At 74.3% G+C, this 25139-nt stretch carries 22 protein-coding genes; 13 read left to right on the top strand and 9 right to left on the bottom strand.

Annotated features, from left to right (window positions below; translation table 11 throughout):
- Positions 1-5 precede the first annotated feature (5 nt).
- The 3 genes from L7N97_RS04805 to L7N97_RS04815 are packed head-to-tail and all read left to right on the top strand — an operon-like array spanning position 6 to position 1805.
- Positions 6-755, top strand: a complete 750-nt coding sequence (locus L7N97_RS04805; protein WP_237477215.1) for an SDR family NAD(P)-dependent oxidoreductase — start codon at positions 6-8, stop codon at positions 753-755.
- An 18-nt stretch (positions 756-773) separates the two neighbouring features.
- Positions 774-1292, top strand: coding sequence for a GNAT family N-acetyltransferase (locus L7N97_RS04810; protein ID WP_237477216.1), 519 nt, complete (start codon positions 774-776; stop codon positions 1290-1292).
- 57 nt (positions 1293-1349) lie between these two features.
- Positions 1350-1805 (top strand): hypothetical protein, encoded by a 456-nt coding sequence (locus L7N97_RS04815; RefSeq protein ID WP_237477217.1) that lies wholly within the window; start codon positions 1350-1352, stop codon positions 1803-1805.
- A gap of 17 nt (positions 1806-1822) precedes the next feature.
- On the opposite strand, the gene L7N97_RS04820 is transcribed toward L7N97_RS04815, so the two are convergent.
- On the bottom strand, positions 1823-2755 hold the full coding sequence (locus L7N97_RS04820; RefSeq protein ID WP_237477218.1) for an amino acid--[acyl-carrier-protein] ligase: 933 nt from the start codon (positions 2753-2755) through the stop codon (positions 1823-1825).
- 38 nt (positions 2756-2793) lie between these two features.
- Positions 2794-4020, bottom strand: a complete 1227-nt coding sequence (locus L7N97_RS04825; protein ID WP_237477219.1) for an acyl-CoA dehydrogenase family protein — start codon at positions 4018-4020, stop codon at positions 2794-2796.
- 295 nt (positions 4021-4315) lie between these two features.
- On the opposite strand from L7N97_RS04825, the gene L7N97_RS04830 reads away from it, so the two are divergent.
- Together L7N97_RS04830 and L7N97_RS04835 are read left to right on the top strand one after the other, a co-directional pair.
- Complete coding sequence (locus L7N97_RS04830; RefSeq protein WP_237477220.1) at positions 4316-4582, top strand: phosphopantetheine-binding protein; 267 nt, start codon at positions 4316-4318, stop codon at positions 4580-4582.
- Between the two features lie 138 nt (positions 4583-4720).
- Positions 4721-9466, top strand: a complete 4746-nt coding sequence (locus tag L7N97_RS04835; protein ID WP_237477221.1) for an AAA domain-containing protein — start codon at positions 4721-4723, stop codon at positions 9464-9466.
- 34 nt (positions 9467-9500) lie between these two features.
- Here the strand turns inward: L7N97_RS04835 and L7N97_RS04840 are convergent, their stop codons facing one another.
- Entirely contained in the window at positions 9501-10217 is a 717-nt protein-coding gene (locus L7N97_RS04840; protein WP_237477222.1) for a Crp/Fnr family transcriptional regulator, read from the bottom strand.
- A 384-nt stretch (positions 10218-10601) separates the two neighbouring features.
- On the opposite strand from L7N97_RS04840, the gene L7N97_RS04845 reads away from it, so the two are divergent.
- Together L7N97_RS04845 and L7N97_RS04850 are read left to right on the top strand one after the other, a co-directional pair.
- On the top strand, positions 10602-10994 hold the full coding sequence (locus L7N97_RS04845) for a response regulator (protein WP_237477223.1): 393 nt from the start codon (positions 10602-10604) through the stop codon (positions 10992-10994).
- A 163-nt stretch (positions 10995-11157) separates the two neighbouring features.
- On the top strand, positions 11158-11946 hold the full coding sequence (locus tag L7N97_RS04850) for a Crp/Fnr family transcriptional regulator (RefSeq protein ID WP_237477224.1): 789 nt from the start codon (positions 11158-11160) through the stop codon (positions 11944-11946).
- Positions 11947-11970: 24 nt separating this feature from the next.
- Here the strand turns inward: L7N97_RS04850 and L7N97_RS04855 are convergent, their stop codons facing one another.
- The 3 genes from L7N97_RS04855 to L7N97_RS04865 form a co-directional block, all read right to left on the bottom strand.
- On the bottom strand, positions 11971-12225 hold the full coding sequence (locus L7N97_RS04855; protein ID WP_237477225.1) for a hypothetical protein: 255 nt from the start codon (positions 12223-12225) through the stop codon (positions 11971-11973).
- A 51-nt stretch (positions 12226-12276) separates the two neighbouring features.
- Entirely contained in the window at positions 12277-14079 is a 1803-nt protein-coding gene (locus tag L7N97_RS04860) for an ABC transporter ATP-binding protein (RefSeq protein WP_237477226.1), read from the bottom strand.
- Between the two features lie 131 nt (positions 14080-14210).
- A complete protein-coding gene (locus L7N97_RS04865; protein ID WP_237477227.1) occupies positions 14211-16553 on the bottom strand; it encodes a hypothetical protein in 2343 nt (780 codons plus the stop codon).
- Positions 16554-16755: 202 nt separating this feature from the next.
- Between L7N97_RS04865 and L7N97_RS04870 the strand changes: the two genes are divergently transcribed.
- The gene (locus L7N97_RS04870; RefSeq protein WP_237477228.1) at positions 16756-17460 is read left to right on the top strand and encodes a hypothetical protein; all 705 of its coding nucleotides are present in this window, start codon (positions 16756-16758) and stop codon (positions 17458-17460) included.
- A 57-nt stretch (positions 17461-17517) separates the two neighbouring features.
- On the opposite strand, the gene L7N97_RS04875 is transcribed toward L7N97_RS04870, so the two are convergent.
- Entirely contained in the window at positions 17518-17907 is a 390-nt protein-coding gene (locus L7N97_RS04875) for a response regulator (RefSeq protein ID WP_237477229.1), read from the bottom strand.
- A gap of 92 nt (positions 17908-17999) precedes the next feature.
- On the opposite strand from L7N97_RS04875, the gene L7N97_RS04880 reads away from it, so the two are divergent.
- A complete protein-coding gene (locus L7N97_RS04880) occupies positions 18000-18713 on the top strand; it encodes a sulfate transporter family protein (RefSeq protein ID WP_309242760.1) in 714 nt (237 codons plus the stop codon).
- Here the strand turns inward: L7N97_RS04880 and L7N97_RS04885 are convergent.
- Positions 18708-19520, bottom strand: a complete 813-nt coding sequence (locus L7N97_RS04885) for an SDR family NAD(P)-dependent oxidoreductase (protein ID WP_237477230.1) — start codon at positions 19518-19520, stop codon at positions 18708-18710. The two genes, L7N97_RS04880 and L7N97_RS04885, sit on opposite strands and share 6 nt — an antisense overlap.
- A gap of 14 nt (positions 19521-19534) precedes the next feature.
- Complete coding sequence (locus tag L7N97_RS04890; RefSeq protein ID WP_237477231.1) at positions 19535-20491, bottom strand: cation diffusion facilitator family transporter; 957 nt, start codon at positions 20489-20491, stop codon at positions 19535-19537.
- A 129-nt stretch (positions 20492-20620) separates the two neighbouring features.
- Between L7N97_RS04890 and bla the strand changes: the two genes are divergently transcribed.
- The 4 genes from bla to L7N97_RS04910 all read left to right on the top strand — a co-directional run bounded on the left by bla (position 20621) and on the right by L7N97_RS04910 (position 25092).
- Complete coding sequence (bla, locus tag L7N97_RS04895) at positions 20621-21514, top strand: class A beta-lactamase (RefSeq protein WP_237477232.1); 894 nt, start codon at positions 20621-20623, stop codon at positions 21512-21514.
- Between the two features lie 149 nt (positions 21515-21663).
- Positions 21664-23100, top strand: a complete 1437-nt coding sequence (locus L7N97_RS04900; RefSeq protein WP_237477233.1) for a TadA family conjugal transfer-associated ATPase — start codon at positions 21664-21666, stop codon at positions 23098-23100.
- A 35-nt stretch (positions 23101-23135) separates the two neighbouring features.
- The gene (locus L7N97_RS04905; RefSeq protein ID WP_255721888.1) at positions 23136-24092 is read left to right on the top strand and encodes a type II secretion system F family protein; all 957 of its coding nucleotides are present in this window, start codon (positions 23136-23138) and stop codon (positions 24090-24092) included.
- A 19-nt stretch (positions 24093-24111) separates the two neighbouring features.
- Positions 24112-25092 carry a type II secretion system F family protein gene (locus L7N97_RS04910; RefSeq protein ID WP_237477235.1) on the top strand — a complete coding sequence of 327 codons (981 nt, stop codon included), beginning with the start codon at positions 24112-24114 and terminating at the stop codon, positions 25090-25092.
- Positions 25093-25139 lie beyond the last annotated feature (47 nt).

Here is a 25139-nt window from a genome sequence, read left to right on the forward strand (position 1 = left end):
GGACGATGGTCCAGGGCTCCAGGCGCAACGTCCTCGTCACCGGCGGCAGCCGCGGCCTCGGCCTCGGCATCGTGCGCGACCTCGCGGCCTCCGGCCACCGCGTGCTCGCCGTGGCGCGCCGCCCGAGCGACGCGCTCGACGCCGCCGCCGAGGAGGCCGCGCGGGACGGCGCGGGCGAGGTGCATTTCGTCGCCCTCGACCTCGGCGACATCGACGCCATCCCGGCCATGGTGCAGGAGCAGCGCCGCCTCCACGGCCCGCTCTACGGCCTCGTCAACAACGCCGGCATCGGCACCGAGGGCCTGCTCGCGACGATGCACAACTCCCAGATCGAGGCGCTGATCCGCATCAACACGCTGTCCCCCATCGTGCTCAGCAAATACGCGGTGCGCGGCATGATCGCGGAAGGGCGCGGGCGCGTGGTCAACATGGCCTCGATCATCGGCTCGACCGGCTACAACGGCCTGTCGGTCTACGGCGCCACCAAGGCGTCGCTGGTCGGCTTCACGAAATCGCTGGCGCGCGAGGTCGGGCGGGCGGGCATCACCGTGAACGCGGTGGCGCCGGGCTTCGTCGAGACGGAGCTGACCGGCGGCCTCGGCGACGCCCAGCGCGGCAAGATCGCCGGCCGCAGCGCGCTGCGCCGCCTCGCCGAGGTCGAGGACGTGGCGAAGGCGGTCGGCTTCCTCATGAGCGACGCCGCGCGCAACATCACGGGGACGGTGCTGACGGTGGACGCCGGCAACACGGCGTGAGCCGGGGAGGACAGCACGGTGGATGAGGTCGAGGATGTCGCCGTGGCGCCCGTCCCGGCTTCGGACAGGCCGGTCCTGGACCGGCTCCTCCAGCTCTACCTGCACGACTTCTCGGAGTTCGCCCCGCGCGGCAGCCCCTATGGGGAGGTGGATGCGGAGGGGCTCTTCGCCTACCCGCCGGGGCTCGACGGCTACTGGCGCGAGCCCGGCCACATGCCGGTGCTGATCCGCGCCGACGGGCGCGTCGCCGGCTTAGCGCTGGTGAACCGCTGGCCGCCACTCGACGCGCCCCTCGATCACGCCCTGGCTGAATTCTTCGTGCTGCGGAAATATCGACGAGCCGGCGTCGGACGGCGAGCCGCGCAGGCTTTGTTCAGCCTCTATCCCGGACGATGGCAGGTCGGCGTCGCGTCCTACAACACCCCTGCCCTGTCCTTCTGGCGCATGGTCGCGCGGCACCTGCCGAGCGTCGAGGAGCGACTTGGAACGGAGGGGCGTTGGGAGGGCGTCGTGCTATGCTTCGAGGCCGGGGCTTGACGCGGCCGATCGGGGCCGCCCTCTCACACCCTGCATCGCATGGGATCCTCGAGGGGCATGTACGTCGTCCGCACGCCCCGTTATCGCAAGAGCGATCCCGCGATGCGCTGGGCCTTGCCGGACCGGGTGTTCTTCGCCTGCGGCGCCTGCCACATCCTCGCCCACGCGTTTCTGGAGCGCCATGAATCAGTGCGGGTGCGCGTCGTCTGGATCAGGCCGGACACGGGCTTCGCCGGCCACCACGTCTTCGTCGACGGAGGCGCCTGGACTTTCGACTACCACGGATTCGTACGGCCGGGCGCGCTGTTGATCCACCACGAGACGCGTGCACGGCAGCGCTGTCCAGGATGGGATGCGGATCTGATCGAAATCCCGCCGGCCGTGCTCACGTCCGAGGCCGGCTCGCGCGCCTTCGATCCGGCGCTCCGGCTGCGGGAGCCGGGGCAGTTCCTCCACGACGCCCTGCCACGGGCGCGGCGCTTCCTAGACCGGTTCCCGGCCCCACCCGGGTGAGCGCCACGCCCTTCTTCTCAAAACCGCAGCGCGTCGCGCACCGCCGTCGGCCATCCCGCCGTGTCGGTCCCGTGGATCGCGAACATCGCCACCGCCAGCCGGTCCATGCCGAAGGCCACGCAGCCCGTGTGGGCGACGCCGCCCGTCGCGTCGCGCAGGCCCCACACCTCGCCGAAATGGTCCTTGTGGTTGTTGAAGCTCATGCAGGCGGTCGGCTTCTCGGGGGTGCGGACCGGCACCACGAGCTCGAACTTCAGCGCGTCGTGGCGCTGCATCTCGGCCATCATCAGCCCGACCTTGCCGAAGAACGGGTCGTTGGCGACCTCGACCTGGTAGGGCAGCCCGAGCCGCTCCGCCATGCCGCGCGCCTTGACGATCCAGCGCTCGCGGAAGGCCGCGACGTCGGCCGGCGAGCCGATGCACACGTATTCGCGCATGCGGAAGGACTGGAAGCGGTCGGCGTGGGGCGAGGGCTCGCGGCGGAAGCAGTCGCTCGCCACGTCGAAGCGCAGGCCGCCGGCGGGCAGCGCGCCGCGGCGCGCCGCGATCGGGTAGACCGGGTAGCAGGCAGCCGGCGTCAGCACGAGGTCGCCGGCCTCGAGCCCCTCGGTCCAGTCGCCGCCCGTCTCGAAGCGCGACACGGCGGAGCGGATGTCGCGCTCGGTGCCGCCGAGCGCGCACATGCAGCCGAGCAGGTTCGGGAAGCTCTTGAGGTAGCCCGAGCGCTCCAGCGTGCGCCGGCTCATCACGGGCGGGAAGCGCATCACCTCCGTGTCCTCCTCGCGGTGGCCGGAGATGAAGGCGGCGAGGCGCTCGACCACGTCCTCGTAGGCGCCGCGGCGGCCGTAGACGCCCGCCACCCCGGTGGGGTGGAACAGGGCCTCCATCAGGCCGACGAGGCGGTCGTCGACCTCGTTGAAGGTCTCGTCCAGGCGGAGCGGCGCGTTCATGTCGGGGCTTCCGGGGTGTCGTCTGCGGAGGGCGGCGGTCAGTCGGCGAGGCCGGCCGGCACCGGCGCCATCAGGGCGGGGCTGGCGAGGCTCGACACGATGCGGTCGTTGTTGATCATCAGGGGCGACGACAGCACGTCGCGCAGCTGGCGGCCGATGCTGCTCTCGCCGTCGTTGCGGTAGCCCGACAGGCCGCAGGCGCGCAGCGCGCTCATCACCGTCGCGACCGCGGCCTCCGAGGCCTCGACCTTGAGGAGGTTCATCGCCACGGCGAAGTCGAAGGCGCCGTACCGCGCCTCGTCGGCGAAGGCCGCCTCGCAGCGCGCCACGCCGTCCCGCACCATCAGGCGCAGGTTGCGCAGGCCCGACTGGGCGCGGGTGTAATGCGCGGCGCCGGGGGGCATCTGCCCCCTGGCCTTGCGCGCGGCGGTGCGCAGGAACGTCTGCGCGCGCTCCACGGCCGCGGCCGCGATGCCGCTCCACACGGCGCCCCACAGCACGTGGGCCACGGGCGCCATGGTGCGGGCGTGGATCACGTCGTAGCCGACCGGCAGCACCTGCTCGGCCGCCGCGCGGGCGCGGAGCTTGAAGCCGCGGCTGCAGGTGCCGCGCATGCCGAGCGTGTCCCAGGACTGGCCGGGGTCGAGCCGGTAATGGTCGCGCAGCAGCACCACGAGCACCTGGTCCGAGCCGGCCGCCTCCGCGGACCGGCGCGCCGTGGTCACGATGGCGTCGGCCTGCGCGCCGTAGGAGATCACGGTGGAGTCGCGGTCGAGCGCGACCGTGCCGTCCTCCAGGGCTTCCACGGCGGCCGCGCTGTGGCGCACGTTGCCGCCGTTGAGCCCTTCCGTGGTCGAGGACGCGAGCAGCCACTGCTGCGCCGCGACCCCGCGCAGCACGCCCTCGTGGAAGGCCGAGCCGCCCGCGTGGCGCAGGATGCAGTGGAGCTTGATCTGGTGCATGGCGAAGATCAGCGCCGCGGAGGAGCACTGACGGCCGAGCCTGAAGCACACGTCGGCCACGTCCCCGAGCGAGGCGCCGTCGCCGCCGAGCGACTGCGGCACCGCCATGCCCATCAGGCGCTGCGCCTTGCACCCAGCCAGAGCCTCGGCGGGGAAGCGCCCGTCCCGGTCCACCGCCGCGGCGTGTTCGCCCGCGATGCCCGCCACCGCCTCCGCCCGCAGCGCGAAGGGCTGCGGCTCCCGGCCGTCGAGCCCGAAGATCGATGGAGCGATGGTCGCGGCCTCGATCGTCCCGTCAAGCATGTCACCCGCTCCGGCTCGGGCGGCGACGTCCACCACGCCCTGTTGCATCACCTACCCCAAGCGGCGACCATCTGCAGTAACTTGCCCCGATCATCGTTAAGCGCGCACCAACCCGCAAATCCTTAACGGGATCTGAAGATCACGGATTCAAGTCGACGAAGTCGACCACGACACCCTATACCAAGGGTTTCGTTTGCTTCGGAATCGACTCAACTTGCGTTGACAGTCGAAAAGCCGAAAACCATTGTCGCCTCAGCAAGGCGCTGGATCATCCAGCCAGTCAAAGGACGCACCGATGCTCGACAACGTGACCCCCTCGCCGGCCCACCGCATCGGCGCCCTCGTGACCGAGATCCTGGCCCGCCGCGGCCACCGCGACGCCCTCCCGGCCGACGCCGAGCTGGCGCGCCTGGGCCTGACGTCGATCGACATGGTCGAGGTCATGCTCGGCGTGGAATCGGAGTTCGACCTCGCGATCCCGCCGCGCGACATCACCCTCGACAACTTCCGCTCGGTGAACGCCATCGCGGGCCTGGTGGGCCGCATCGCGCACGCGGCCTGAGCGCGGACCCCTCCCGCGCTTGCCTTGGCGGGCGCGTCCGGCTTTGGTGCGGCGGATGACGCAGCCGAGGGTCGGGCCCTGAACGCACAGGACACAGGCGGGGACCGCGCGGTCGCCGGGAGCGCGGCCGACCGGCTGGTGCAGCTCCTCGACTACGTGGAGCAGGTGGTGAGGCTCGACGAGCGCGTGGCGATGCGCGTCGCCGACTACCGCCTCCCGGACGGGACCACCTTCTCGGTCCGCCCCGCCGACGTGGCGGGCCTGCCCGGCGTGACGCTCGACGGGCCGGACGGCGACCCGCCGGCCTGGCTCGCGGTGCAGCGGCTCCCCCGTGTGCCGCCCCCGCCGCCGCCGGAGGCCCTCCGCCCCTGGCTCGCCGAGGTCGCCGACCCCGCGGTGCTGCCGGCGGCCCGCGCCGAGATCCTGCGCACCGTGTCCCCGGCCGAGCGCGCGGCGCTGATCGCCGCCGACCGCGCCGCCGAGGAGGACTTCGCCCCCGTCCCGGCCCGCGAGGGCGCGGAAGGCCACGGCGACCACGACCTGCGCCTCCGCTTCGCCGACCAGCCCGGCCTCGCCGGGGCGCTCGACGCCTACCGGGCCGGGCCCTGGGCCGCGTGGGCCGCCGACGAGGGCCCGCGCCGGCGCACGCAGGCGCTCTACGGCGCGCTCTACAGGCTGCAGCAGGCCCTGGAACTCGGCGGCGGCGGGGGCGCGGTCGAGGCCGTGTGGGGGATCGGCCCGGTGCGGTGGCGGCGCGGCGCCCGCGCGGTCGACCGCCCGCTGATCGAATGCGCCGTCGAGCTCGACCTCGACCCCGACGGCCGCCTGTCCGTGCGGCCCACCGGCGCGCCCGCGCGCCTCGACCTCAAGCCCCACGAGGAAATGGGCGCCGACGGCCTCGGCGCGCTCGACGCCGCGCTGCGCGCCGGCCTCGCCGCCCTGGAGGCCGAGGACGGCCTGTCGCCGTTCCGCCCCGCCGGCTTCGCGCCGCTGCTGCGCCTCGCCGCCACCCGCCTGTCGGCCGGCGGCGCCTTCCACGAGGCCGACGCGGCCGCGGCCGACGAGGGCGACGGCGAGCCCGCGGTGTCGGGCGGCTGGGTTCTCTACGCCCGGCCGCGCTCGCAGCACGTGGTGCTCGACGACATCGCGCGGTTCCGCGCGGCGGCGCTCGGCGGCGTGCCCGTGAACGGCCTCGCCGAGCGCCTCGTCACGCCGCCCTCAGACGGCGCGGGCGGAGCCTGGGCGCCGCTCGGCACCGCGATCGGCGAGGGCGCGCCGGGTGGCCCGGCAGGGGCCGACGAGCCCGCCTTCGGCGAGGTGTTCTTCCCCAAACCCTTCAACGACGACCAGGTCGCCATCGTGCGCCGGCTCGCGGGCGCGGACGGCCTCGTCGTGCAGGGGCCGCCCGGCACCGGCAAGACGCACACGATCGCCAACGTCATCTGCCACGCCATGGCGCTCGGCCAGCGCGTCCTCGTCGTGTCGCGCGGCGAGGCGGCGCTCAGCGTCCTGCGCGACCAGCTGCCCGAGAAGGTGCGCCCGCTCACCATCGCGATCCTGTCGTCGGAGCGCCAGGGCCTGCGCCAGGTCGAGACCGCGATCCGCGAGATCCAGGCGGTGGTGGAGGAAAGCCGGCCCGAGATCCGGCTGTCCGCCATCCGCCGCTGCGAGGCCGAGATCGTGAAGATCCGGGCGCGCCTCGCCGCGATCGACGCCGAGGTGGACGGGCTCGCGGCGCGCGAGGCCGTGCCGCTCGGCCCGGACGGCGAGCTGCCGGCCGACCTCGCCCGCCGCACCGCCGCGGAGCGCGGCGCGCGCGCCTGGTTCGACGACGCGCCGGCGCTCTACGCCGCCGAGGCCGGGCTCACCGAGCCCGACCTCGCGCGGCTGCGCGACGCCCGCGCCGCGGCGGGCGACTTCCTCGACCACGCCGAGGCCGCGCTGCCGCGGCCCGACGCCCTGCCGGACCCCGCCGCGCTGGCGGCCTGGCACGAGGACCTGCTCGACGGCGAGCGGCTCCTCGCCGCGAGCGCGGCCGGCCCGGCGCCGCCGATCCACCTCGCGCCGGAGGCCGCCCCCGCCGCGGGCCGCGCCGCCGCGGCGCTGCGCGACCTCGCCGCGGCGGCCGAGGGCGCGGCGGCGCGGCCCTCGCTCTCGGCGGTCCTGCCGGGCACGCTGTCGCGCGACGGCGCACCCGCGACGGCGGCGCTGCTGTCCTGCCGCGACGCCTGGGCGGAGGTCGAGCGCGAGGCCGCGCGGCTCGCCGCGGCCGCGGTGGAGCTGCCGCCGGAGATCCTGGACGACGCCGAAGCGCGCGCCGCGGTCGCGCGGGCGCGGCGCGGCGAGCGGCTGTGGCCGCTGGTGTCGCTCGGGCACGGCACCGCCAAGGCGCGCGTGGCCGCGATCCGCGTCCGCGGCCGCGATCCGGGCCGCGACGCCGGGGACTGGGCCGCGGTCGACGACGCGCTCGCGCTGGCCGACGCGCGCCGGGCGCTCGCGGCCCGGTGGCGGCAGCTCGCGGGCGGGGCGGGCGGGGACGGCGACCTCGACGGGCTCGCGGGTGCGGCGCGCCTGCTCGGCCTCGCGGACGCGATGGCGGGCCTGTTCGCCGCGCTCGGCCCGGCCGGGCGGCGCCTGCCCCCGCCGCCCCGCCTGGCGCGGGACCCCGGCGCGGCCCGCGCCCTCGCGGCGCAGATCGAGGCGGCCGCCGCCTCGGCGCGGCTCGTCGACGTGGCCGCCGATGTGGCGGCGGCGGCCGCGCGGTTTCCGGGAAGCGACCGCACCTCCGTCATGGCGCGGCAGATCCTCGACCAGCTCGTCGGCCGCTCGGACCTGCCGGCCGACAAGATCGCCGCGCTGTGGCGGGCCCTGCTGGCGCGCCTCGGCGAGGTCGCGGACCGGGCCGGCGCCTTCGCGCTCGTGCGCGACACCACGGCCCGCCTCGCGAGTGCGGGCGCGCCGCGCTGGGCCGCGCGGCTGCGCGCGGACCCGGACCCGGCCGCCCTGCCGGCGGATTGGCGCCGCGCCTGGGACGGCGCCGCGGCGGAAGCCAAGCTGGCCCGCGCCGACGGGCGCGAAGCGCTGCTGGCGCTGGCGCGCGAGCGCGACGCGCTCGACAGGCGCGGCCGCAAGCTGTTCGTGGAGCTCGTGCGCGAGCGGGCCTTCTACGCGCTGGAGCGGCGCCTGTCGCCGCGGGTCAAGTCGGCCCTCGTGGAATACGTCCGGGCGCTCGGGCGCCTCGGCAAGGGCACCGGCAAGGGCGCGGGCCGCCACCGCCGCGTGGCGCGGGACGCCATGGCGCGCTGCTACGACGCCGTGCCGTGCTGGATCATGCCGACCTGGCGCGTCGCCGAGCAGCTGCCCTCCGACATAGCGGCCTTCGACCTCGTGGTGCTCGACGAGGCGTCGCAGTCCGACGTGACGGAGCTTCCGGCCCTGCTGCGCGGCCGCAAGATCCTCGCGGTGGGCGACGACCGGCAGGTGAGCCCGACGCCGCCCTTCGTGTCGCAGGCCGCCGTGGCGCAGCTCCGCCACCGCTACTTGAGCCGCCTGCCCTACGCGGCGCTGCTGGAGCCGGGCGAAAGCCTCTACGACCTGATGCGCGCGGTGTTCCCCGACAGCCGGCTGATGCTGAAGGAGCACTTCCGCTGCGTTGAGCCGATCATTCGATTCTCGATGGGCTTCTATCCCGAGACGCTGATCCCGCTGCGCGTGCCGGCCGCGGCGGAGCGGCTCGACCCGCCGCTGGTCGACATCCACGTGCCGCACGGGGTCCGCGACGGGGCGCGCAAGATCAACCGCGCCGAGGCCGAGGTCATCGTCGACGAGGTCGAGCGGCTGATCGCGAGCCCGGAAGGCGCCGCGCGCTCGCTCGGCGTGATTTCGCTCGTCGGCGCCGAGCAGGCGGAGCTGGTGCGCGTGCTCCTCACGGAGCGCATCGGCGAGGAAGCCATGCAGCGCCACCGCGTGCTGTGCTCGAACAGCGCCGGCTTCCAGGGCAACGAGCGCGACGTGGTGTTCCTGTCCATGGTGGCAGACCGCCGCCGGCGCACGACGCTGACCGCCCTGCCCTACGAGCAGCGCTTCAACGTCGCGGCCTCCCGCGCGCGCGACCGGCTGGTGCTGGTGCGCTCGGTCGGGCTCGACGACCTCGCGGCGGCCGACCTCAAGCACCGCCTCATCTCGCATTTCGAGCGCCCCATGCCGGCGGCCGCGCCCGCGGGCGACCTCGCCGAGCGCTGCGAGTCGGGCTTCGAGCGCGACGTGCTGGCGCGCCTCCTCGCGCTCGGCTACCGCACCCTGCCCCAGGTCGGCTCCGAGGGCTTCCGCATCGACCTCGTGGTGGAGGGCGCGGAAGGCCGGCGCCTAGCTGTGGAATGCGACGGCGACAGCTTCCACGGGCCGGAGCGCTGGCGCGACGACATGCGGCGCCAGCGCATCCTGGAGCGCGTCGGCTGGCGCTTCTGGCGCTGCTTCGCCTCGTCGTTCTACCGCGACCCCGACGCCGTGATGGCCGACCTCGTGGCGGCGCTGGAGCGCGAGGGCATCGCGCCCCAGGCGGGCGAGGGCGCGCGCGACGCGTCGGCGCGGCTGGTCGAGCACCGCGTCGCCCCGGTGCCCGCGGGCCTCGACCGCGCCGGGGACGCCCGCGCGGCCGAGCGGATCGCGGTGGGCGACCGGGTGGCGCTGCTGTTCCCCGACCGCCGCCGGCTGACGCTGCGCCTGACGGAGGGCGCCGACGACCGCGCGGGCGGCCTCCTGTCCGTGGCGACGCCGCTCGGCGCCGCGGTGGCGCGCGCCGAGGAGGGCGACGAGGTGGAGGTGGCCGAGGCCGGCGCCGCGCCGACGCGGGTCCTGGTCGAGGCGGTGATGCGGGCCGCGTGAGCCGCAGCGTCGACCGGGCGGGCCCGCCCCGCGTTCACGTCAAGGGGCCGATCAGGCGGCGGTATTCGGCCTCCGGGCGGCCGTAGGCGTCCGCCGCGAAGAGTTCGAGCGCGCGCCGGTCGCGGATGGTGATGAGGCCCCGCTCCGCCCGGATGAAGCCGTTGCCTTCGAGGACGTGCAGCGCCGTCGTCACGCTCGGCCGGCGCACGGCCAGCATCAGCGACAGGAACTCGTGGGTCAGGGGCATGTCGTCGCTGACGCTGCGGTCGTGGCACATCAGCAGCCAGCGCGCGAGCCGCTCGTCCACCGGATGGACCGCGTTGGACAGCGCCGTGAAGTTCGACTGCAGCCCCTGCACCTGCGCGAAGCGCAGCAGCAGCCCCCGCAGCGAGGCGCTGCGCTCCAGCGCCCCGACCAGCACCGCGCCGGCCACCCGGTAGGCGTCGCCCGGCACCTGCATGACGACGCGGTGCGGCGAGCGGTCCGACCCCAGCACGATGGGCAGGGGGCCGCAGCCGTCCTTGCCGAACAGGCCGGCTTCGACCTCGAGCCCTTCGGGTGAGGTCACGATGATCGAGGCGATGCTGCCTTCCGAGAAGTAGAGGTGCTCGATCGGCCCGTCCGCGTCGACGAGGATGTCGGCCCTCCTCATCCTGCGGTGTTCGAGCGAGGGGGCGAGGAGGCCGAAGTCTTCGTCCGACATCAGCGCGAGCAGGCGGTTGCGGCAGTCGATCTTGGAAGGGATGGGCATGCGTATCCCGGCGCCGAAGTAATGCGAGGTCGCCCTCAAGACGTCCGCGCCTGACGGGCCGGCGGACGGCGGCGACGGTCGGCCCTCGCCGGGGCGACGTCCTTCACCCAGGTTGTTCTGCGCCGAAATATCGGACTGTCATCGCGCGAGAAGCCGTCGTCTGCTGTGTTCCTGCCGAGGGTTCCTCAACGTCAGGCGCCATGCTCGGATCGCCCTGCCGGCCCGGGCTGTCCACGGGCTCGGTACGACAGCGGACGCTTCCCCGCCGCCCCGCCGGGCCGGCCTATAGGCGGGGGTGCCGGACGGCCCCGGGATGCGGAGCGGGCCCGGACGGACCGGGGCCGTGCGGGATCGCGCGGCGGGGAAACGGGGCATGGCAGATCGATGACGGCGCGGGCGGTCCTGGCGGGACGGCGCATCCTGGTGGTCGACGGCGACTACTTCGTCGCGCATTGCCTCGCCGACGACCTCCGGCGTGCGGGGGCCGACGTCCTCGGGCCCGTCGGCACGGCGGCCGAGGCCCTGCGGCTCATCGAAGCCGGCCCGCTCGACGGCGCGATGCTGGACGCCGACCTGCCCGGCGTCGCCGCCCACCCGGTCGCCGACGCGCTCGCCGGGCGCGCGGTGCCGTTCGTCTTCGTCACGGGCCGCCCCGCGGTCCCGATGCCGGAGCGCCACGCGGCCGTGCCGCGGCACGACAAGCTGGTCGACGTCGAGCGGCTCGGCGCGGACCTGTCCGCGGATCGACGGGCCGCGCAGCCGCCGAGGGTACGGTAGCAGACGCAACTCACCGTCCCACCTGCGGTCGGTAATCTGGTGAAAGGGCCGCCCCATCGGCGTGCGCGGGGACACTGGCGGCCCATCCTCGGCGACCGGGCGACCTCGGCGGCACCGCCGCCGCGTCCGCACCGCGAGCACACCACGCAGCATTCGAGCGGTGATGACCCGTCCATTGATCGCCCGCCTCCGGCTGGTGCCCCTCCTCACCGCGCACGAGCTCGCGATGATCGAGGGGCTCTGCGGCTCCACGCGGACCGTCCCGGCGGGCGCCGACATCGCGCCCCAGGGTGACCGGCCCCGGAGCCTGCACGTGGTCGTCGACGGCTGGGCGGCGCGCTACAAGAGCCTGCCGAACGGGCGCCAGCACTTCCCGGCTCTGTTCCTGCCCGGCGACGTCTGCGACCTCGATGGCCTGCTGCTCCACACCGTCCATTCCGGAGTGCGCGCCCTGTCGCCCTGCACCGTGGCGGTCCTGCCCCACGCCCAGCTCCGGGACCTGATCGACCAGAGGCCCGCGATCCGCGACGCCTTCTGGTGGATGGGATGTGTGGAGAACGCCATCGCGACGGAATGGAGCTTCGGCCTGGGCCGCCGCACCGCGGGCGAGCGGCTGGGGCACCTCCTGTGCGAGCTCCTCGCCCGGCTCCGGATGGCGGGCCTCAGCACCGACGACGGCTACGCGCTTCCGCTGTCGCAGGTCGAGGTGTCCGACGTGCTCGGCCTCAGCGCCGTCCACGTCAACCGCGTCTTCAAGGAGCTGCGGGAAATCGGCGTGCTGACGGTGAAGAATCGCTGGCTCACGATCCACGACCACCGCGCGCTCAAGGGCCTGAGCCACTTCGACCCCGATTACCTGCACCTCGAAGGCCCGCGCGCGCGGGCGGGGGCCGACCGACGCGGCGCCGCGGATCCGGCGTTGGACGTCGAGCCGCTGTTCATGCCGCGATGATGCGGGCCCCGCCGCGCGCCGGCGTCAGTTGTGCGGCTGCGGCTGCCCGGCCGAGATCGACGGCGTCTTGGCGGTCGCGCCCTGCCCGGTCGAGGGCGGGTAGACGCCGTCCGGATCGTTGCGGCAGGCCGGGGCGTCGCATTTCGAGCCGGCGCTGCGGAACTCGTCCGCGACGCGTTGCTGGTCGGGCGAGTTGTCGATGCCGTCGTTGCGCTGGGCGAGGGCGGGCGCCGCACCCGCCAGCCACGCCGCCGCCACCACCGTCGCTGTCCTGATCATGCCGTCCTCCGTGCGGGTTCCAACACGCGGGGCGGCCGAAGGATCGCGGGATCAGGCGATGCGCCGCGCCCGGTCGCCGAACTGGGTCGCGAAGAAGGAATGGTAGGAGCCGAGCCGCGCCATCAGCTCGTCGTGGGTGCCGTATTCCACCGCCCGGCCGTTCTCGATCACGCAGATGCGGTCGGCGTCGACGATGGTCTGCAGCCGGTGCGCCACCACCACCGTGGTGCGCCCGACGCGCAGTTCGTCGAGCGCCTTCTGGACCTCGCGCTCGGACTCGGAATCGAGCGCCGCCGTGGGCTCGTCGAGCAGGATGATCGAGGCGCGCTTGAGGAAGGCGCGCGCGATGGCGATGCGCTGGCGCTGGCCGCCCGACAGCTTGGCGCCCTGCTCGCCGACCTCGGTGTCGAAGCCGCGGTCGAAGCCCATGATGAAGTCGTGGGCGTGGGCGCGGCGCGCGGCGTCGACGATCTCGGCCTCGGTGGCGCCGGGGCGGCCGAGCGCGATGTTGTCGCGGATCGTGCCGCGGAACAGGAACACGTCCTGCGCCACGAAGGCGATGGCGTCGCGCAGCGAGCGCGTGTTGACGGCCGTGACGTCCTGACCGTCGATCCGCACCGCGCCCGAGCCGGGCTCGTAGAGGCGCTGGATCAGGCTGATGATCGTCGACTTGCCGCCGCCCGACGGGCCGACCAGCGCCGTGGTCCTGTCCGGCTCGGCCAGGAGGTCGATGCGATCGAGCACGTTTTCGCCCTCGCGATAGGAGAACGACACGTCCCGCAGCTCGATGCGCCCCGGCCCCGGCCGGAGGTCGGGCTTGGCGGCGTCGCGCGCGTCGGGCAGCGGCTCGTCGAGCAGGTCGTAGACGAGGCGGGCGCCGACGAGGCTGTTCTGGAGGTCGAGGTTGAGGCGGCCGAGGCGCTTGGCCGGCTCGTAGGCGGACAGGAGCGCCCCCATGAAGGCGAAGAAGGAGCCGGGGTCGCTGTGCGCCACCGCGACCTTCCAGCCGCCGTAGAGGATGATGATCGCGACCGCGAGGCCGCCCAGCGTCTCCGACACGGGCGACGACAGCGCGATGCCGATCGCCATGCGGTTCGCGGCCTTCTCGACCTCGCCGACCGCCCGGGCCATGCGGGCCCGCATCACGCCTTCGAGGTTGAAGCTCTTGATGATGCGGATGCCCTGGGCGGTCTCGCCCATGTGCTTCATGATGTCGGCGGAGCCATCGAAGGAGCGGCGCGCGGCGCGGCGCACCTTCTTCATCAGCCGGCTCAGCATCAGCACGCCGACGGGGGCGATCGACAGGGCGATCAGGCTCATCAGCGGGTCGTTGTAGACCATCACGCCGGCGAGGCCGATCACCGTCAGCACGTCGCGGCCGGCCGAGTTGATCACGAACTGCACGGCGTCGCGCGCGCCGTTGGCCGCCATGGCGAGGCGCGCCATCAGCTCGGAGGAGTGGCGGTCCGCGAAGAAGCGCACCGGCTGGTGCAGCAGGTGGTCGTAGACGCGCCGCTGCAGGGTGGCCACGATGCGGTTGCCGGCCCGCGACATCAGCACGAGCTGCCCGCAGGTGGCGAGGCCGCGCACGATGTAGAGCACCGCCACCGCGACCGCGAGGTTGCGCAGCATCTTGAAGGCGCCGGGCTCGGCGACCGTCATGCCCGTCATGCCGTTGACCACGGGGCGCAGCAGCGCCACCGAGCCGACCGAGGCGGCGGCGCTGATCGCCATCAGCAACAGCGCCAGCGCGTAGGACCCCGCGTGGGCGCGGGCGTGCTCGGCCATCAGGCGGCGGATCAGCGGGAGGGAGCGGCCCTCCCCGTCTGCAGGAACCGTCGCGGTCTTCGCCATGGAACTCCTCGGGTCCCGCCGGACACCGGGGGAATGGGCGGATGGGTCGGGGGGCGCCCCGTCTGAGCGATCCCCTTAACCCATCGAGGGCGGGGGGGCCAACGCATGTGCTCGGCCCCGCGCCCCCGCGGTCACGGAGGCGGCGCCCAGTAGCCCCCGACGCCCTCCTCGCACCCCGCCTCGCAGGTCGTCTCCAGCACCAGCTCCGCCGTGCCCGGCGGCAGCGCGACCGACATGGACTGCGGCGCGCGGTCGGCCGCGGCGGCGCGGTCGAGGCAGCGCCGCCACAGCGGCGCCTCGCCGGCGGCGGGGCGGACCGCGAAGCACAGCCGTCCCGCGCCCGGCGGCGCATCCTCGGCCAGCGCGAGGCCGAAGCCGAGGTCGAGCCGCGACAGGCCGGCGACCGGGACGGCGAGGCGCGAGGGCGGCGCCGTGCCGAGGTCGGGCGCCCCCGGCGGGAGGGCCTGAGCGTCCGCGACGGCCTGCCAGGCCGAAGTCGGCGCCGTCGAGGCCGGGGCGTCGCCGCCCGTCACGTCCCGCAGCTCGACGCTGATGCGGGGCGACAGCAGCGCCCGCAGCCGCGGCGGCACGTGGAGGCTGAAACCCGCCACGGTGCGGTCCGGCGGCGGCGCGACGCCGTCCGCCAGCGCGTCGAAATCGGCCGCGTCGTCGACCAGGGGCGACAGGACGAAGCCCGCCGCGCCGATCCCCGACACGAAGCGGTAGGACGCCGCGTGGCCGTCCGCGAAGCGCACCGCCATCGTCAGGGCCGGCGGCTTGAACAGGAAGGCGGCCAGCCGCCCGAGCAGCGTCGGGCGCACGTCGACGGCGGCGAGCACGGCCCGCACCCCGCCGCCGAGGGGCGCCACCGGCACCTCCTCGTCGAAGCCGACCTCGCTCCGCTCCGGCGCGCCGACCGCGAAGGGCGCCGGGACGGCGCGCCGGTGCAGCGCCAGGAGGTCGCCGAGGCGCCGCTCCGGGCGGTAGAGCCGCAGGAGGTCGAGCCAGAGCCCGCCTTCGGCCAGGTTGGGGTAGCGGCCGTCCACCGACAGGCCGCCGCCGGCGCCCTCCGGTCCGAACAGAACCCAGGCCGGCGCCCGCGGGCCTTCGAGGAAGGTGCGGTTCATCGCGACGAGCGCCGGCGTGTAGGTGGAATATTCCTGGAAGCTCGGGCGCGGGCGGTAGTCCAGCCCGGCGGCCAGCACCCGGCCCTGCCGCGACGGGATGACGTCGACGCCGCCGGGGAGCGGCGGCAGGGGCGCGAGGTCGGCGAGCTGGCGCCAGCGCGCCGCCGTGGCGGCGCGGCGGGCCTGCGCGAAACCCGCGGGGTCGCGCGCGAGCTCGGCGGCCGCGGCGAGCTGCGCGGCCGGCCCCGCGACCAGGACCCTTTCCGCGGCCGCGCGCGAGCCGGCCGGCGCCGCCGCGGGCCCGACGAGCGCGAGGCCGAGCAGCGCGGCCCCCGCAGCCGCCGCGGCCGGGACCGCCGCGGCGGCGCGGGACCGGAACCGCGCGGGCGCCGCGAGCGCGGCGGCCAGCGCCAGCCCGAACCACGCGATCAGCGTGTGCGTGTCCTGCCGCACGAAGCCGGCCTTGAACAGGATCAGCAGCAGCCAGGCGAGGCCGAGCGGCAGCGCGATCCGCGAGCCGTGCCGGCCCCGCGCCCGTTCCGACGCGGCGGCGAGGCCGACCAGGGCGACCGCGGCGAGGGCGAAGGCCGCGACCTCGCCCCGGCGGCCGTCGATCGCCATGGCCTCGCTGTAGCCCGCGATGACCTGCCCCTGCCCCTGCAGGAACAGCGGCAGGTCGCTCAGCCGCTGCCCGTAGAGCAGGTCGGCGGCCAGGAAGCCGAGCGCGCAGGCGGCGGCGAGCACGGGCGCGCGGCGGCGCAGCAGGGCCGCGGCGTCGGCGAGCAGGAACAGGGGCAGGGCCGCCAGCGGGAAGCTCATCTTCGCCATGCCGACCGCGCCCACGGCGAAGGCCGCCGCGCCCGCGACGGCGGCCGGCCCGGCGCCGGCGCCGGACAGGCGGAGCAGCGCGGGCGCGAGCGGGAGCACCAGGAAGAAGCTGTCCGGGTAGCCGGTCGACAGGGCCGCGATCAGCCCCACGGCGAGGGCCGCGCCGACCCGCCGGCCCGGCGGCACGGCCAGCGCCGTGCAGGCCCCGAACAGCAGGCAGGTGGCGAGCAGGATCGGCAGCGTCAGCGTGAGGTAGGTGCCGTTGAAGTACCCCGTCACCAGCGAGGCGGCCGGCCCGTAGGTGAAGGCGAGGTCGGGCCCCCAGCGCAGGCCACGCGCCGCGGCCTCGCCCATCACGGCCACCCAGGAGGCGTCGAGGCCGGGCTGCGGCACCGCCGGGGTGAAGGGACGGAAGGCCGCGACCGCGAGCCAGCCCCCGAGGGTGACGGCCACCGCCGCGGCCCCGGCCGTCGATCGTCGGCCCTTCGGCGGGCGATCCGGTCCGTCGGTGGCGGTCATGGCGTCTCGTTCGTCCGGTGCGGCGCGGCGAGCACCGGCGGGAGCGGTAGCGGCGCGGGCGCGTCCGCACAAGCCGGGGCGGGGTCCGCCGGCCGATCGGCCCCGATGGGTTCGGCCGGCCGCGCAACGACGGGGCCGCCCGGGCGTTGGCGCGGTCGAGGCCCCGCAGCATCGTCGCCGCGTCCCGGTCACAGGAGGAACCATGTCCCGCCGAGCCATCACGATCGCGGCCGTCCTCGCCGGCCTCGCCCCCGCCGCGGTCCTGGCCGCCCCGCCGGCCGCGGCGCCCGCCGCGGACGCGCGGGCCGCCGGCGCCGAGCCCGACCCCGTCGGCGCCCACGCCGCCATCGCGCAGGCGCAGGAGCGGCTGGCCGAGATGGACGCGACCATCTCCGTGCTGCAGGACGACGCCGACAAGGTGGATGCCGCCGCCCGCCAGAAGGCCCACGACGCCGTCGTGGCGCTGAAGACGGTGCGCGACTCCTACAAGAACCAGATCGCCACGGTGTCGGCCCAGGCCCGGCAGATGACGGTGGACCAGCTCCGCACCGCCCGCGCCGCGCTCGAAGCGCCCTACAAGCAGTTCGACGCGGCGACCGACGCCGCCGTGGCGCAGTTCCGGCTCGACGTCGCCCAGCGCAAGGCCGTGGTCGAGGCGCGGCTCAAGGCCGAGCAGAGCTACTGGCTCGGCGTCGCCGGCGACCTGCAGGGCAAGGTCGCCGACCTCACGGCGGAGCAGCGCGACGCCGTCGAGGCGCGCATCGCGGCCGTGAAGGGCCGGGCCGCCGCCGCACAGGCGCGCCTCGCGAAGCTGTCCACGGCGACCAGGACGGCGTGGTCGGCCCTGAAGCAGGGCTTCATCAGCTCCGGCCGCATCCTCACGGACGCCTACAACACGAACCGCTGACGCCGGGGCGCCGCGACCCCGCCGGGGCGTGGCGGCCGCCCGCGGGGCGGATCGGGTTCAGTGCGCCGACACCATGCCGGCCACGCGGGCCACCATGTCCTCCGGCAGCCAGGGCTTGCGGATGAACCCGGCGCAGGGTGGCAGCAGGCGAGGGTCGACCAGCGGGCCGCCCGAGGTGATCAGCACCGGCACGCCCGGCCACAGCCGGTCCAGGATGGCGACGAGCTCCAGCCCGTTCACGGAGCCGGGCATCTGCACGTCGGTCACGATGGCGGCCGTCTCGCCGCCGTGCTCGCGCAGGTAGGGCAAGGCGGCGTCGGCGCAGTCGAACTCGACCACGGTGAAGCCGTTGTCTTCGAGCTCGCAGACCGCGAGGTCGCGCACGAGGAACTCGTCCTCGACGACCACAACGGTCCGCCGGGACCCTGAGTTGTGAAGCTGTGCCATGTCATCGTAACGACACGCTGTCGGGGGAGTTCCGGAGCATTCGAACGATCCGGTTCACCATGCTTTACCACGCGTAAAAAGGTGTCATCGCCGTGCTCCTGCTGGCCGACGCGCTCGCCGCTTTCCGCGAGATCCTGACCCCGCCGTTCCGCGCGGCGCTCATCAAGGTGCTGGGGCTCACGCTGCTGATCCTCGTCGGCGCCGTGGCGCTGCTCGACCACGGGCTGCTGCTGCTCGTGGCCGTCCACGCCGCCTGGCTGTCGACCCTGATCGGCCTCGTGGCGGGGCTGGGGCTGCTCGTGGGCTCGGTGTTCCTGGTCGCGCCGGTGTCGTCGGTCGTGGCGGGGTTCTTCATCGACGACCTCGCGGAGCGCGTGGAGCGCGACCTCGACCCGCTGTCGCCGCCGGGCCGCCCGCTTCACATCATGCCCGCGGTGGTGTTGTCGGTGCGGTTCGGCGCGCTGCAGCTCGGCGTGACGCTGGTGGCGCTGCTGCTGCTGCTCGTGCCCGGCGTCAACGCCGTGGCGTTCCTGGGCGCCAACGCCTACCTGCTCGGCCGGCAGTATTACGAGTTCGTGGCGCTGCGCCACCTGCCGCCCGCCGACGCGGAAGCGCTGCGCAGGCGCCACGGCACCCGCATCTTCCTCGCCGGGCTCGTGATGGCGGCCGTGGTGGCGGTGCCGGTGCTGAACCTGCTGACGCCGCTCTTCGCTACCGCCTTCATGGTGCGGGTGTTCAAGCGCCTGCCCGAGGTCCGCGCCGACCCGCGCCGCTTCCAGCCCTGGGAGGGCCGCCGCGCCCTATGACGCCCAGTTCGTCGCGAAGTCGCCGTAGAGCGTGAGGCCGCCGCAGGCGTAGACGGTCTGGCCCGTGATGTAGCGCGCGTCGTCGGAGGCCAGGAACGCGAAGACGGTCGCGATCTCCTCGGCCGAGGCCGCGCGTCCCATGGGGATGTGCGCCTCCACCGCGGCCCGCGCCGCGGGGTCGCCGGTCCAGGCGGCGTTCATGTCGGTGGTGACGGCGCCCGGCCCCACCGCGTTGACCCGGATGCCGCGCGACGCGAACTCCAGCGCCAGCGTGCGCGTGAGGTTGCCGAGCCCGCCCTTGGCGACCGAGTAGGCCGCGTAGCCGGGCTTGGGGATCAGCTCGTGCACGCTCGTCGTGTTGATGATCGTGCCGCTCCCCTGCGGCAGGAACAGGCGCAGCGCCGCGCGCGAGCACAGGGCCGGGCCGATCAGGTCGACGCCGAGCACGCGCAGGAAAGCCGCGTCGTCGAAGCCCTCGCCCGGCGTCGGGACCTGCATGCCGGCGTTGTTGACCAGCACGTGGAGCCGGCCGCAGCGGGCCGCGACGTCCGCGAACATCCGCTCCACCGCGGCGGCGTCCGACACGTCGGCCTCGGCGGCGGCGTGCGTGCGGGCGGGATGGCCCTCGGCCGCCGAGGCCGCGTGCAGCGCCGCCACCGCGGCCTCGGCCGCCTCGGCGTCGCGCCAATGGTTGACCACCACGGTCGCGCCTTCGCGCGCGTAGAGCTCGGCGACGGCGCGGCCGATGCCGCGCGACGCGCCCGTCACCAGCGCGACGCGGTCCGTCAAGCGGTGCGCGTTCCTCATCCTTCGTTCTCCTGTCAGACCACGGTCTCGGGGGCCAGCGCGCAGACGGTGGCGGCGTCGGTCTCGACCTGCAGCGTCGCGTGGCCGATGCCGAAGCGCTCGCGCAGCCCCGCGCAGCACGCCATCAGGGCGTCGTCGCCGGGGTGGCCGCCCGGCATGACGAGGTGGGCGGTCAGGGCCGTCTCGGTGGTCGAGATCGGCCAGATGTGGAGGTCGTGCAGCCCCTGCACGCCCGGCCGCTCGGCGAGGAAGCGTCGCACCGCCGCGGGCTCGATGCCGGGCGGCACGGCTCCCATGGCCAGGACGGTGCTGTCGCGCAGCAGGCTCCAGGTGCCCCACACGATGACGGCGTTGACCGCGAGGCTGACCGCGGGGTCGACCCACAGCCACCCGGTGAGCAGGATGAGGAGGCCCGCCGCCACCACGCCGGCCGACACGACGGCGTCGGCGAGCATGTGGACGAAGGCGCCGCGCAGGTTCAGGTCGCCGTGGCGGCCCGCGGCGAACAGGAGGGCGCAGCCCCCGTTGACGGCGATGCCGGCCGCGGCGACGGCCATCACGGTCCAGGGCGCGACGGGCTCGGGCTGCGCGAACCGGAGGATCGCCTCCCAGGACAGGCCGCCCACCACCACGAGCAGGAACACGGCGTTGAACAGCGCCGCCAGGATCGACGACGAGCCGAATCCGTAGGTGAAGCGCCGCGTCGGGGCCCGCCGCGTCAGCGCGTGGGCGCCGCCCGCCACCGCCAGGCCCAGCACGTCGGACAGGTTGTGGCCCGCGTCGGCCAGCAGCGCCATGGAATGGCCGAGCAGCCCGAAGACGGCCTCGGCCACCACGAAGCCGGCGTTGAGCGCGATGCCGAGCGCGAAGGCGCGGCCGAACGAGGCGGGCGCGTGGGAATGGCCGCCGGGGCCGTGGGCGTGCCCGTGATGGCCGTGGCCGGCGTGGTCATGGTCCGCGGGGTGAGGCAACGTCGGGGTCTCCTCGTCGGGATCTCAGGTCCGGCGGTCGCCGGGGATCGGGCACCCGGTCGGCGGCCCCACTTCGCGCGTCATCGCACGATATGCCCGCCGCCGCCCAGCCACTCACGGACAAGCGCGATGCGATCCGACACCCTTTCCGGCATTTTCGACGGCTCCGGCGCCCCCCTGCGCCGGCGCGCGGTCCTGCTCGGCCTCGGCGCGGCCGCGCTCTGCCCCGCCGCCTCCGCCGCGGCGGAGGACGCGCTCGCCGCCGTCGAGCGGCGCAGCGGGGGGCGGCTCGGCGCCTTCGCGCTCGACACGGGCTCGGGCCGCAGCCTCGCGCACCGGGCGGACGAGCGCTTCCTGATGTGCTCCACCACCAAGCTCGCCTCCGTGGCGGCCGTTCTGGCGCGGGTCGACGCGGGGGCCGAGCGGCTCGACCGCCGCGTCCCCTACACGGCGGCCGAGATCGCCGTGGGCTACGATCCGGACACGGCGGCCCACCTCTCCGAGGGCGGCATGACGCTGGACGCCCTGTGCCGCGCCGCGATCGTGCACAGCGACAACGGCGCCGCGAACCTCATCTTCGCGAGCCTCGGCGGCCCGGACGCCGTGACGCGCTTCGTCCGCGGGCTCGGCGACGCCGCGTCGCGCTTCGACCGGGTCGAGCCCGCCCTGAACCACCCCGACGGGGAGCGCGACACCACGACGCCGCGCGCCTTCGCGGGGCTGACCCGCGCGCTGCTGCTCGGCGACGCCCTCGCTCCCCCCTCCCGCGCGCGCCTCGACGGCTGGACGGTCGCCTGCGAGACCGGGCTGAAGCGCATCCGCGCCGGCGTGCCGGCCGGCTGGACCGTCGGCGACAAGACCGGCACCGCGGGGCCGGTCGCGGACGACGTCGCCGTGCTGCGGCCGCCCGGGCGGCCTCCGATCGTGGTGGCGGCCTATTGCGACGCGCCCGGCCTCGCCGACGCGGCGCGCGAGGCCGTGCTGGCCGAGGTCGGCCGGGTCGCGGCGGGGCTGGCCGGGTGAAACGGCATCGCCGCACCGGTCGCCGCGCCCCGAAAGCGCGCTCCGCTCGGATGCCCTCCCGCCCTTTCCGGAAACGGTAACCATTCGTCGGTCAAGGTGCCGGGAGCCGCGGGGCCGCCGGGCCGATGCGGGAAAGGAAGTTCGCGACGATGTTCGGACGACGCGCGTCCGGCGGGGCCGCTCCCGCCCTGGCCCCGACCCCGTCGCGGCCCGAGCCGGCCGGCGCGCCCGGCGGATATCGCCCGACGGCCGTCCCGGCCGCGCCCCCGCCGCCCGTGGCCGAGGCCCGCCGCTCGGACGACTACTACCTCACGAAAAGCACGATCTTCTCGGCCCTGATCGAGGCCATCGACCTGTCGCAGCTGTCCAAGCTCGACGCCGAGACGGCGCGGGAGGAGATCCGCGACATCGTCAACGAGATCATCTCGATCAAGAACGTCGTGATGTCGATCGCCGAGCAGGAGGACCTGCTCGACGACATCTGCAACGACGTGCTGGGCTACGGGCCGCTGGAGCCGCTGCTGGCGCGCGACGACATCGCCGACATCATGGTCAACGGCGCCACCCGGACCTTCATCGAGGTCAACGGCAAGATCCAGCTCACCAACATCCGCTTCCGCGACAACGCGCAGCTGATGAACATCTGCCAGCGCATCGTCAGCCAGGTGGGCCGCCGCGTCGACGAGTCCTCGCCCATCTGCGACGCGCGCCTGATGGACGGCTCGCGCGTCAACGTCATCGCGCCGCCGCTCGCCATCGACGGGCCCGCCCTCACCATCCGCAAGTTCAAGAAGGACAAGCTCACCCTCGACCAGCTCGTGAAGTTCGGCGCCATCTCGCCCGACGGCGCCGAGGTGCTGAAGATCATCGGCAAGGTGCGCTGCAACGTGCTGATCTCGGGCGGCACGGGCTCGGGCAAGACCACGCTGCTCAACTGCCTGACCAACTACATCGAGCACGACGAGCGGGTGATCACCTGCGAGGACGCGGCCGAGCTGCAGCTCCAGCAGCCCCACACGGTGCGGCTGGAAACGCGGCCGCCGAACCTCGAAGGCACGGGCGCCATCACGATGCGCGACCTCGTGCGCAACTGCCTGCGCATGCGGCCCGAGCGGATCATCGTCGGCGAGGTGCGCGGCCCCGAGGCCTTCGACCTGCTCCAGGCCATGAACACCGGCCACGACGGCTCGATGGGCACGCTCCACGCCAATTCGCCGCGCGAAGCCCTGAGCCGCCTCGAATCCATGATCACCATGGGCGGCTTCTCGCTGCCGTCCAAGACCATCCGCGAGATGATCGTCACCTCGGTCGACGTGATCATCCAGGCGACGCGCCTGCGCGACGGCTCGCGCCGCATCACCCACGTGACCGAGGTGCTGGGGCTGGAGGGCGACGTGGTCATCACGCAGGACGTGATCCTCTACGACATCCTGGGCGAGGACGCGCAGGGCAAGCTGAGGGGCCGCCACCGCTCGACCGGCATCGGCCAGCCGCGCTTCATGGAGCGCGCCCGCTACTACGGCGAGGAGGAGCGCCTCGCGGCCGCGCTCGACCGCGCCGACCTCAAGGAGGGGGGCCTCCTGTGACGCTCTCGCTTCCCGCGGTCGACGGCCAGACCGCCATGGCCTACGGGCTCGGCATCGCGGCGGTCGGCTGCGCGCTGTTCGTGGCGAGCCCCTACCTGACGGGCGACATCAAGGCCGAGAAGCGCCGCGCCGCCGTGGCGACCCCCCGCGCGAAGCGCATCGGGGCCGAGCGCGTGGTGGACGCCGCGAGCCGGCGCAAGCAGGTCGCCGACAGCCTGAAGGAGGTCGAGAGCCGCGGCAAGGCGCGGAAGGCGAGCCTCGAGATCCGCATCCAGCGGGCCGGCCTCGAGTGGAGCCGCAAGACCTACGTCACGGTGTCGGCGACGCTCGGCGTGCTGCTCGGCCTGGTCCTGCTCGCCGTGCAGGACAGCTGGGCCGTGGCGGCCGCGGCGGCGCTGGTCGGCGGCTTCGGCCTGCCGTCCTGGATCCTGGGCTACCTCAAGAAGCGCCGGCTGGCGAAGTTCTCCGCCGAGTTCCCCAACGCCATCGACGTGGTGATCCGCGGCGTGAAGGCCGGCCTGCCGCTCGGCGACTGCCTGCGCGTGATCGCCGGGGAGTCGCCCGAGCCCCTGCGCTCCGAGTTCCGCCGCGTCGTGGAATCGCAGGCCATGGGGCTCGGCATCGGCGAGGCCGTCGAGCGCATGGCCGAGCGGGTGCCGATCACCGAGACCAACTTCTTCGCCATCGTGATCGCCATCCAGGCCAAGGCCGGCGGCAACCTCACCGAGGCGCTCGGCAACCTGTCCCGCGTGGTGCGCGACCGCAAGAAGATGAAGGCCAAGGTCAAGGCCATCTCGTCGGAGGCCAAGGCCTCGGCGGGCATCATCGGCAGCCTGCCGTTCATCGTCGGCACGTTGGTGTGGCTGATGTCCCCCGACTACATCGCGCTGCTGTGGACCACCTCGACCGGCCGCATGATGCTGGCCGCCGGGCTGTTCTGGATGAGCATCGGCGTCTTCGTGATGAAGAACATGATCAACTTCGAAATCTGACCGACCAAGCGCCCTCGCGATGATCGACATCATCTACGCCCGGCTGTCCGACCAGCATTTCATGACGGCGCTGCTCGCCGCGGTCGCGGCCGCGGCCACGATCCTGACGCTGGTCATGCCGCTGCTCGAGACCGACACGCTGGGCAAGCGCATGAAGCAGGTCTCGTCCGAGCGGGAGCGCATCCGGGCGCGCGAGCGCGAGAAGCTCGCCAAGGGCAGCAGCAAGCCGAACCTGCGCCCCGAGGCCAAGCCGTTCATGTCGCGCGTGGTCGAGGGCTTCAACGCGTCGAAGTGGCTCGGCACCGAGGGCGCCAAGCTGAAGCTCGCCATGGCGGGCTATCGCGGCCAGGGCGCCGAGGTCACGTTCCTGTTCTTCCGCCTGGTCGCGCCGGTCGGATTCTTCGTCTTCGCCCTGTTCTACGTGTTCGTCGTGTGGGACCCCGACATCGCCTTCGCGTTCAAGGGCGGCATCTGCCTCGCCGCCGCCTATGCCGGCATCAAGGCGCCCGAGATCTTCCTGTCCAACGCGACCGGCAAGCGGCAGAAGTCGATCCGCTCGGCCTTCCCGGACACGCTCGACCTGCTGCTGATCTGCGTCGAATCCGGCATGTCGCTGGAACACGCGGGCCGCAAGGTCGCCTCCGAGATCGGCGTGCAGTCGGTCCCCATGGCCGAGGAGATGACGCTCACCATGGCGGAGATGTCCTACCTGCCGGACCGCCGCGTCGCCTTCGAGAACTTCGCGAAGCGGACCGGGCTGGAGCTCGTCCGCTCGCTGTCGACCGTGCTGATCCAGTCCGAGAAATACGGCACCCCGCTCGGCGCGGCGCTCCGCGTGCTGTCGCAGGAGGGCCGCGACAGCCGCATGATGGAGGCGGAGAAGAAGGCGGCCTCGCTGCCGCCCAAGCTCACCGTGCCGATGATCCTGTTCTTTCTGCCGGTGCTGTTCGTGATCATCGGCACGCCGGCCGCGATCCAGATCATGAACGCCACGAAGTGAGGCGGCGTCGGGCCGCCGAGGCCGGGGCAAGGGCCACCGAGCCGCCC

The organism is Lichenibacterium dinghuense, from assembly GCF_021730615.1.
Classification (GTDB): domain Bacteria; phylum Pseudomonadota; class Alphaproteobacteria; order Rhizobiales; family Beijerinckiaceae; genus Lichenihabitans; species Lichenihabitans dinghuensis.

What these genes read in the sequence shown, in the direction of transcription:
- L7N97_RS04805 (WP_237477215.1), top strand. Translation starts at nt 6, where the DNA reads ATGGTCCAGGGCTCCAGGCGCAACGTCCTCGTCACCGGCGGCAGCCGC.
- L7N97_RS04815 (WP_237477217.1), top strand. Translation starts at nt 1,350, where the DNA reads ATGTACGTCGTCCGCACGCCCCGTTATCGCAAGAGCGATCCCGCGATG.
- L7N97_RS04820 (WP_237477218.1), bottom strand. Translation starts at nt 2,755, where the DNA reads ATGAACGCGCCGCTCCGCCTGGACGAGACCTTCAACGAGGTCGACGAC.
- L7N97_RS04825 (WP_237477219.1), bottom strand. Translation starts at nt 4,020, where the DNA reads ATGCTTGACGGGACGATCGAGGCCGCGACCATCGCTCCATCGATCTTC.
- L7N97_RS04830 (WP_237477220.1), top strand. Translation starts at nt 4,316, where the DNA reads ATGCTCGACAACGTGACCCCCTCGCCGGCCCACCGCATCGGCGCCCTC.
- L7N97_RS04840 (WP_237477222.1), bottom strand. Translation starts at nt 10,217, where the DNA reads ATGCCCATCCCTTCCAAGATCGACTGCCGCAACCGCCTGCTCGCGCTG.
- L7N97_RS04845 (WP_237477223.1), top strand. Translation starts at nt 10,602, where the DNA reads ATGACGGCGCGGGCGGTCCTGGCGGGACGGCGCATCCTGGTGGTCGAC.
- L7N97_RS04850 (WP_237477224.1), top strand. Translation starts at nt 11,158, where the DNA reads ATGACCCGTCCATTGATCGCCCGCCTCCGGCTGGTGCCCCTCCTCACC.
- L7N97_RS04855 (WP_237477225.1), bottom strand. Translation starts at nt 12,225, where the DNA reads ATGATCAGGACAGCGACGGTGGTGGCGGCGGCGTGGCTGGCGGGTGCG.
- L7N97_RS04860 (WP_237477226.1), bottom strand. Translation starts at nt 14,079, where the DNA reads ATGGCGAAGACCGCGACGGTTCCTGCAGACGGGGAGGGCCGCTCCCTC.
- L7N97_RS04865 (WP_237477227.1), bottom strand. Translation starts at nt 16,553, where the DNA reads ATGACCGCCACCGACGGACCGGATCGCCCGCCGAAGGGCCGACGATCG.
- L7N97_RS04870 (WP_237477228.1), top strand. Translation starts at nt 16,756, where the DNA reads ATGTCCCGCCGAGCCATCACGATCGCGGCCGTCCTCGCCGGCCTCGCC.
- L7N97_RS04875 (WP_237477229.1), bottom strand. Translation starts at nt 17,907, where the DNA reads ATGGCACAGCTTCACAACTCAGGGTCCCGGCGGACCGTTGTGGTCGTC.
- L7N97_RS04885 (WP_237477230.1), bottom strand. Translation starts at nt 19,520, where the DNA reads ATGAGGAACGCGCACCGCTTGACGGACCGCGTCGCGCTGGTGACGGGC.
- bla (WP_237477232.1), top strand. Translation starts at nt 20,621, where the DNA reads ATGCGATCCGACACCCTTTCCGGCATTTTCGACGGCTCCGGCGCCCCC.
- L7N97_RS04900 (WP_237477233.1), top strand. Translation starts at nt 21,664, where the DNA reads ATGTTCGGACGACGCGCGTCCGGCGGGGCCGCTCCCGCCCTGGCCCCG.
- L7N97_RS04905 (WP_255721888.1), top strand. Translation starts at nt 23,136, where the DNA reads ATGGCCTACGGGCTCGGCATCGCGGCGGTCGGCTGCGCGCTGTTCGTG.
- L7N97_RS04910 (WP_237477235.1), top strand. Translation starts at nt 24,112, where the DNA reads ATGATCGACATCATCTACGCCCGGCTGTCCGACCAGCATTTCATGACG.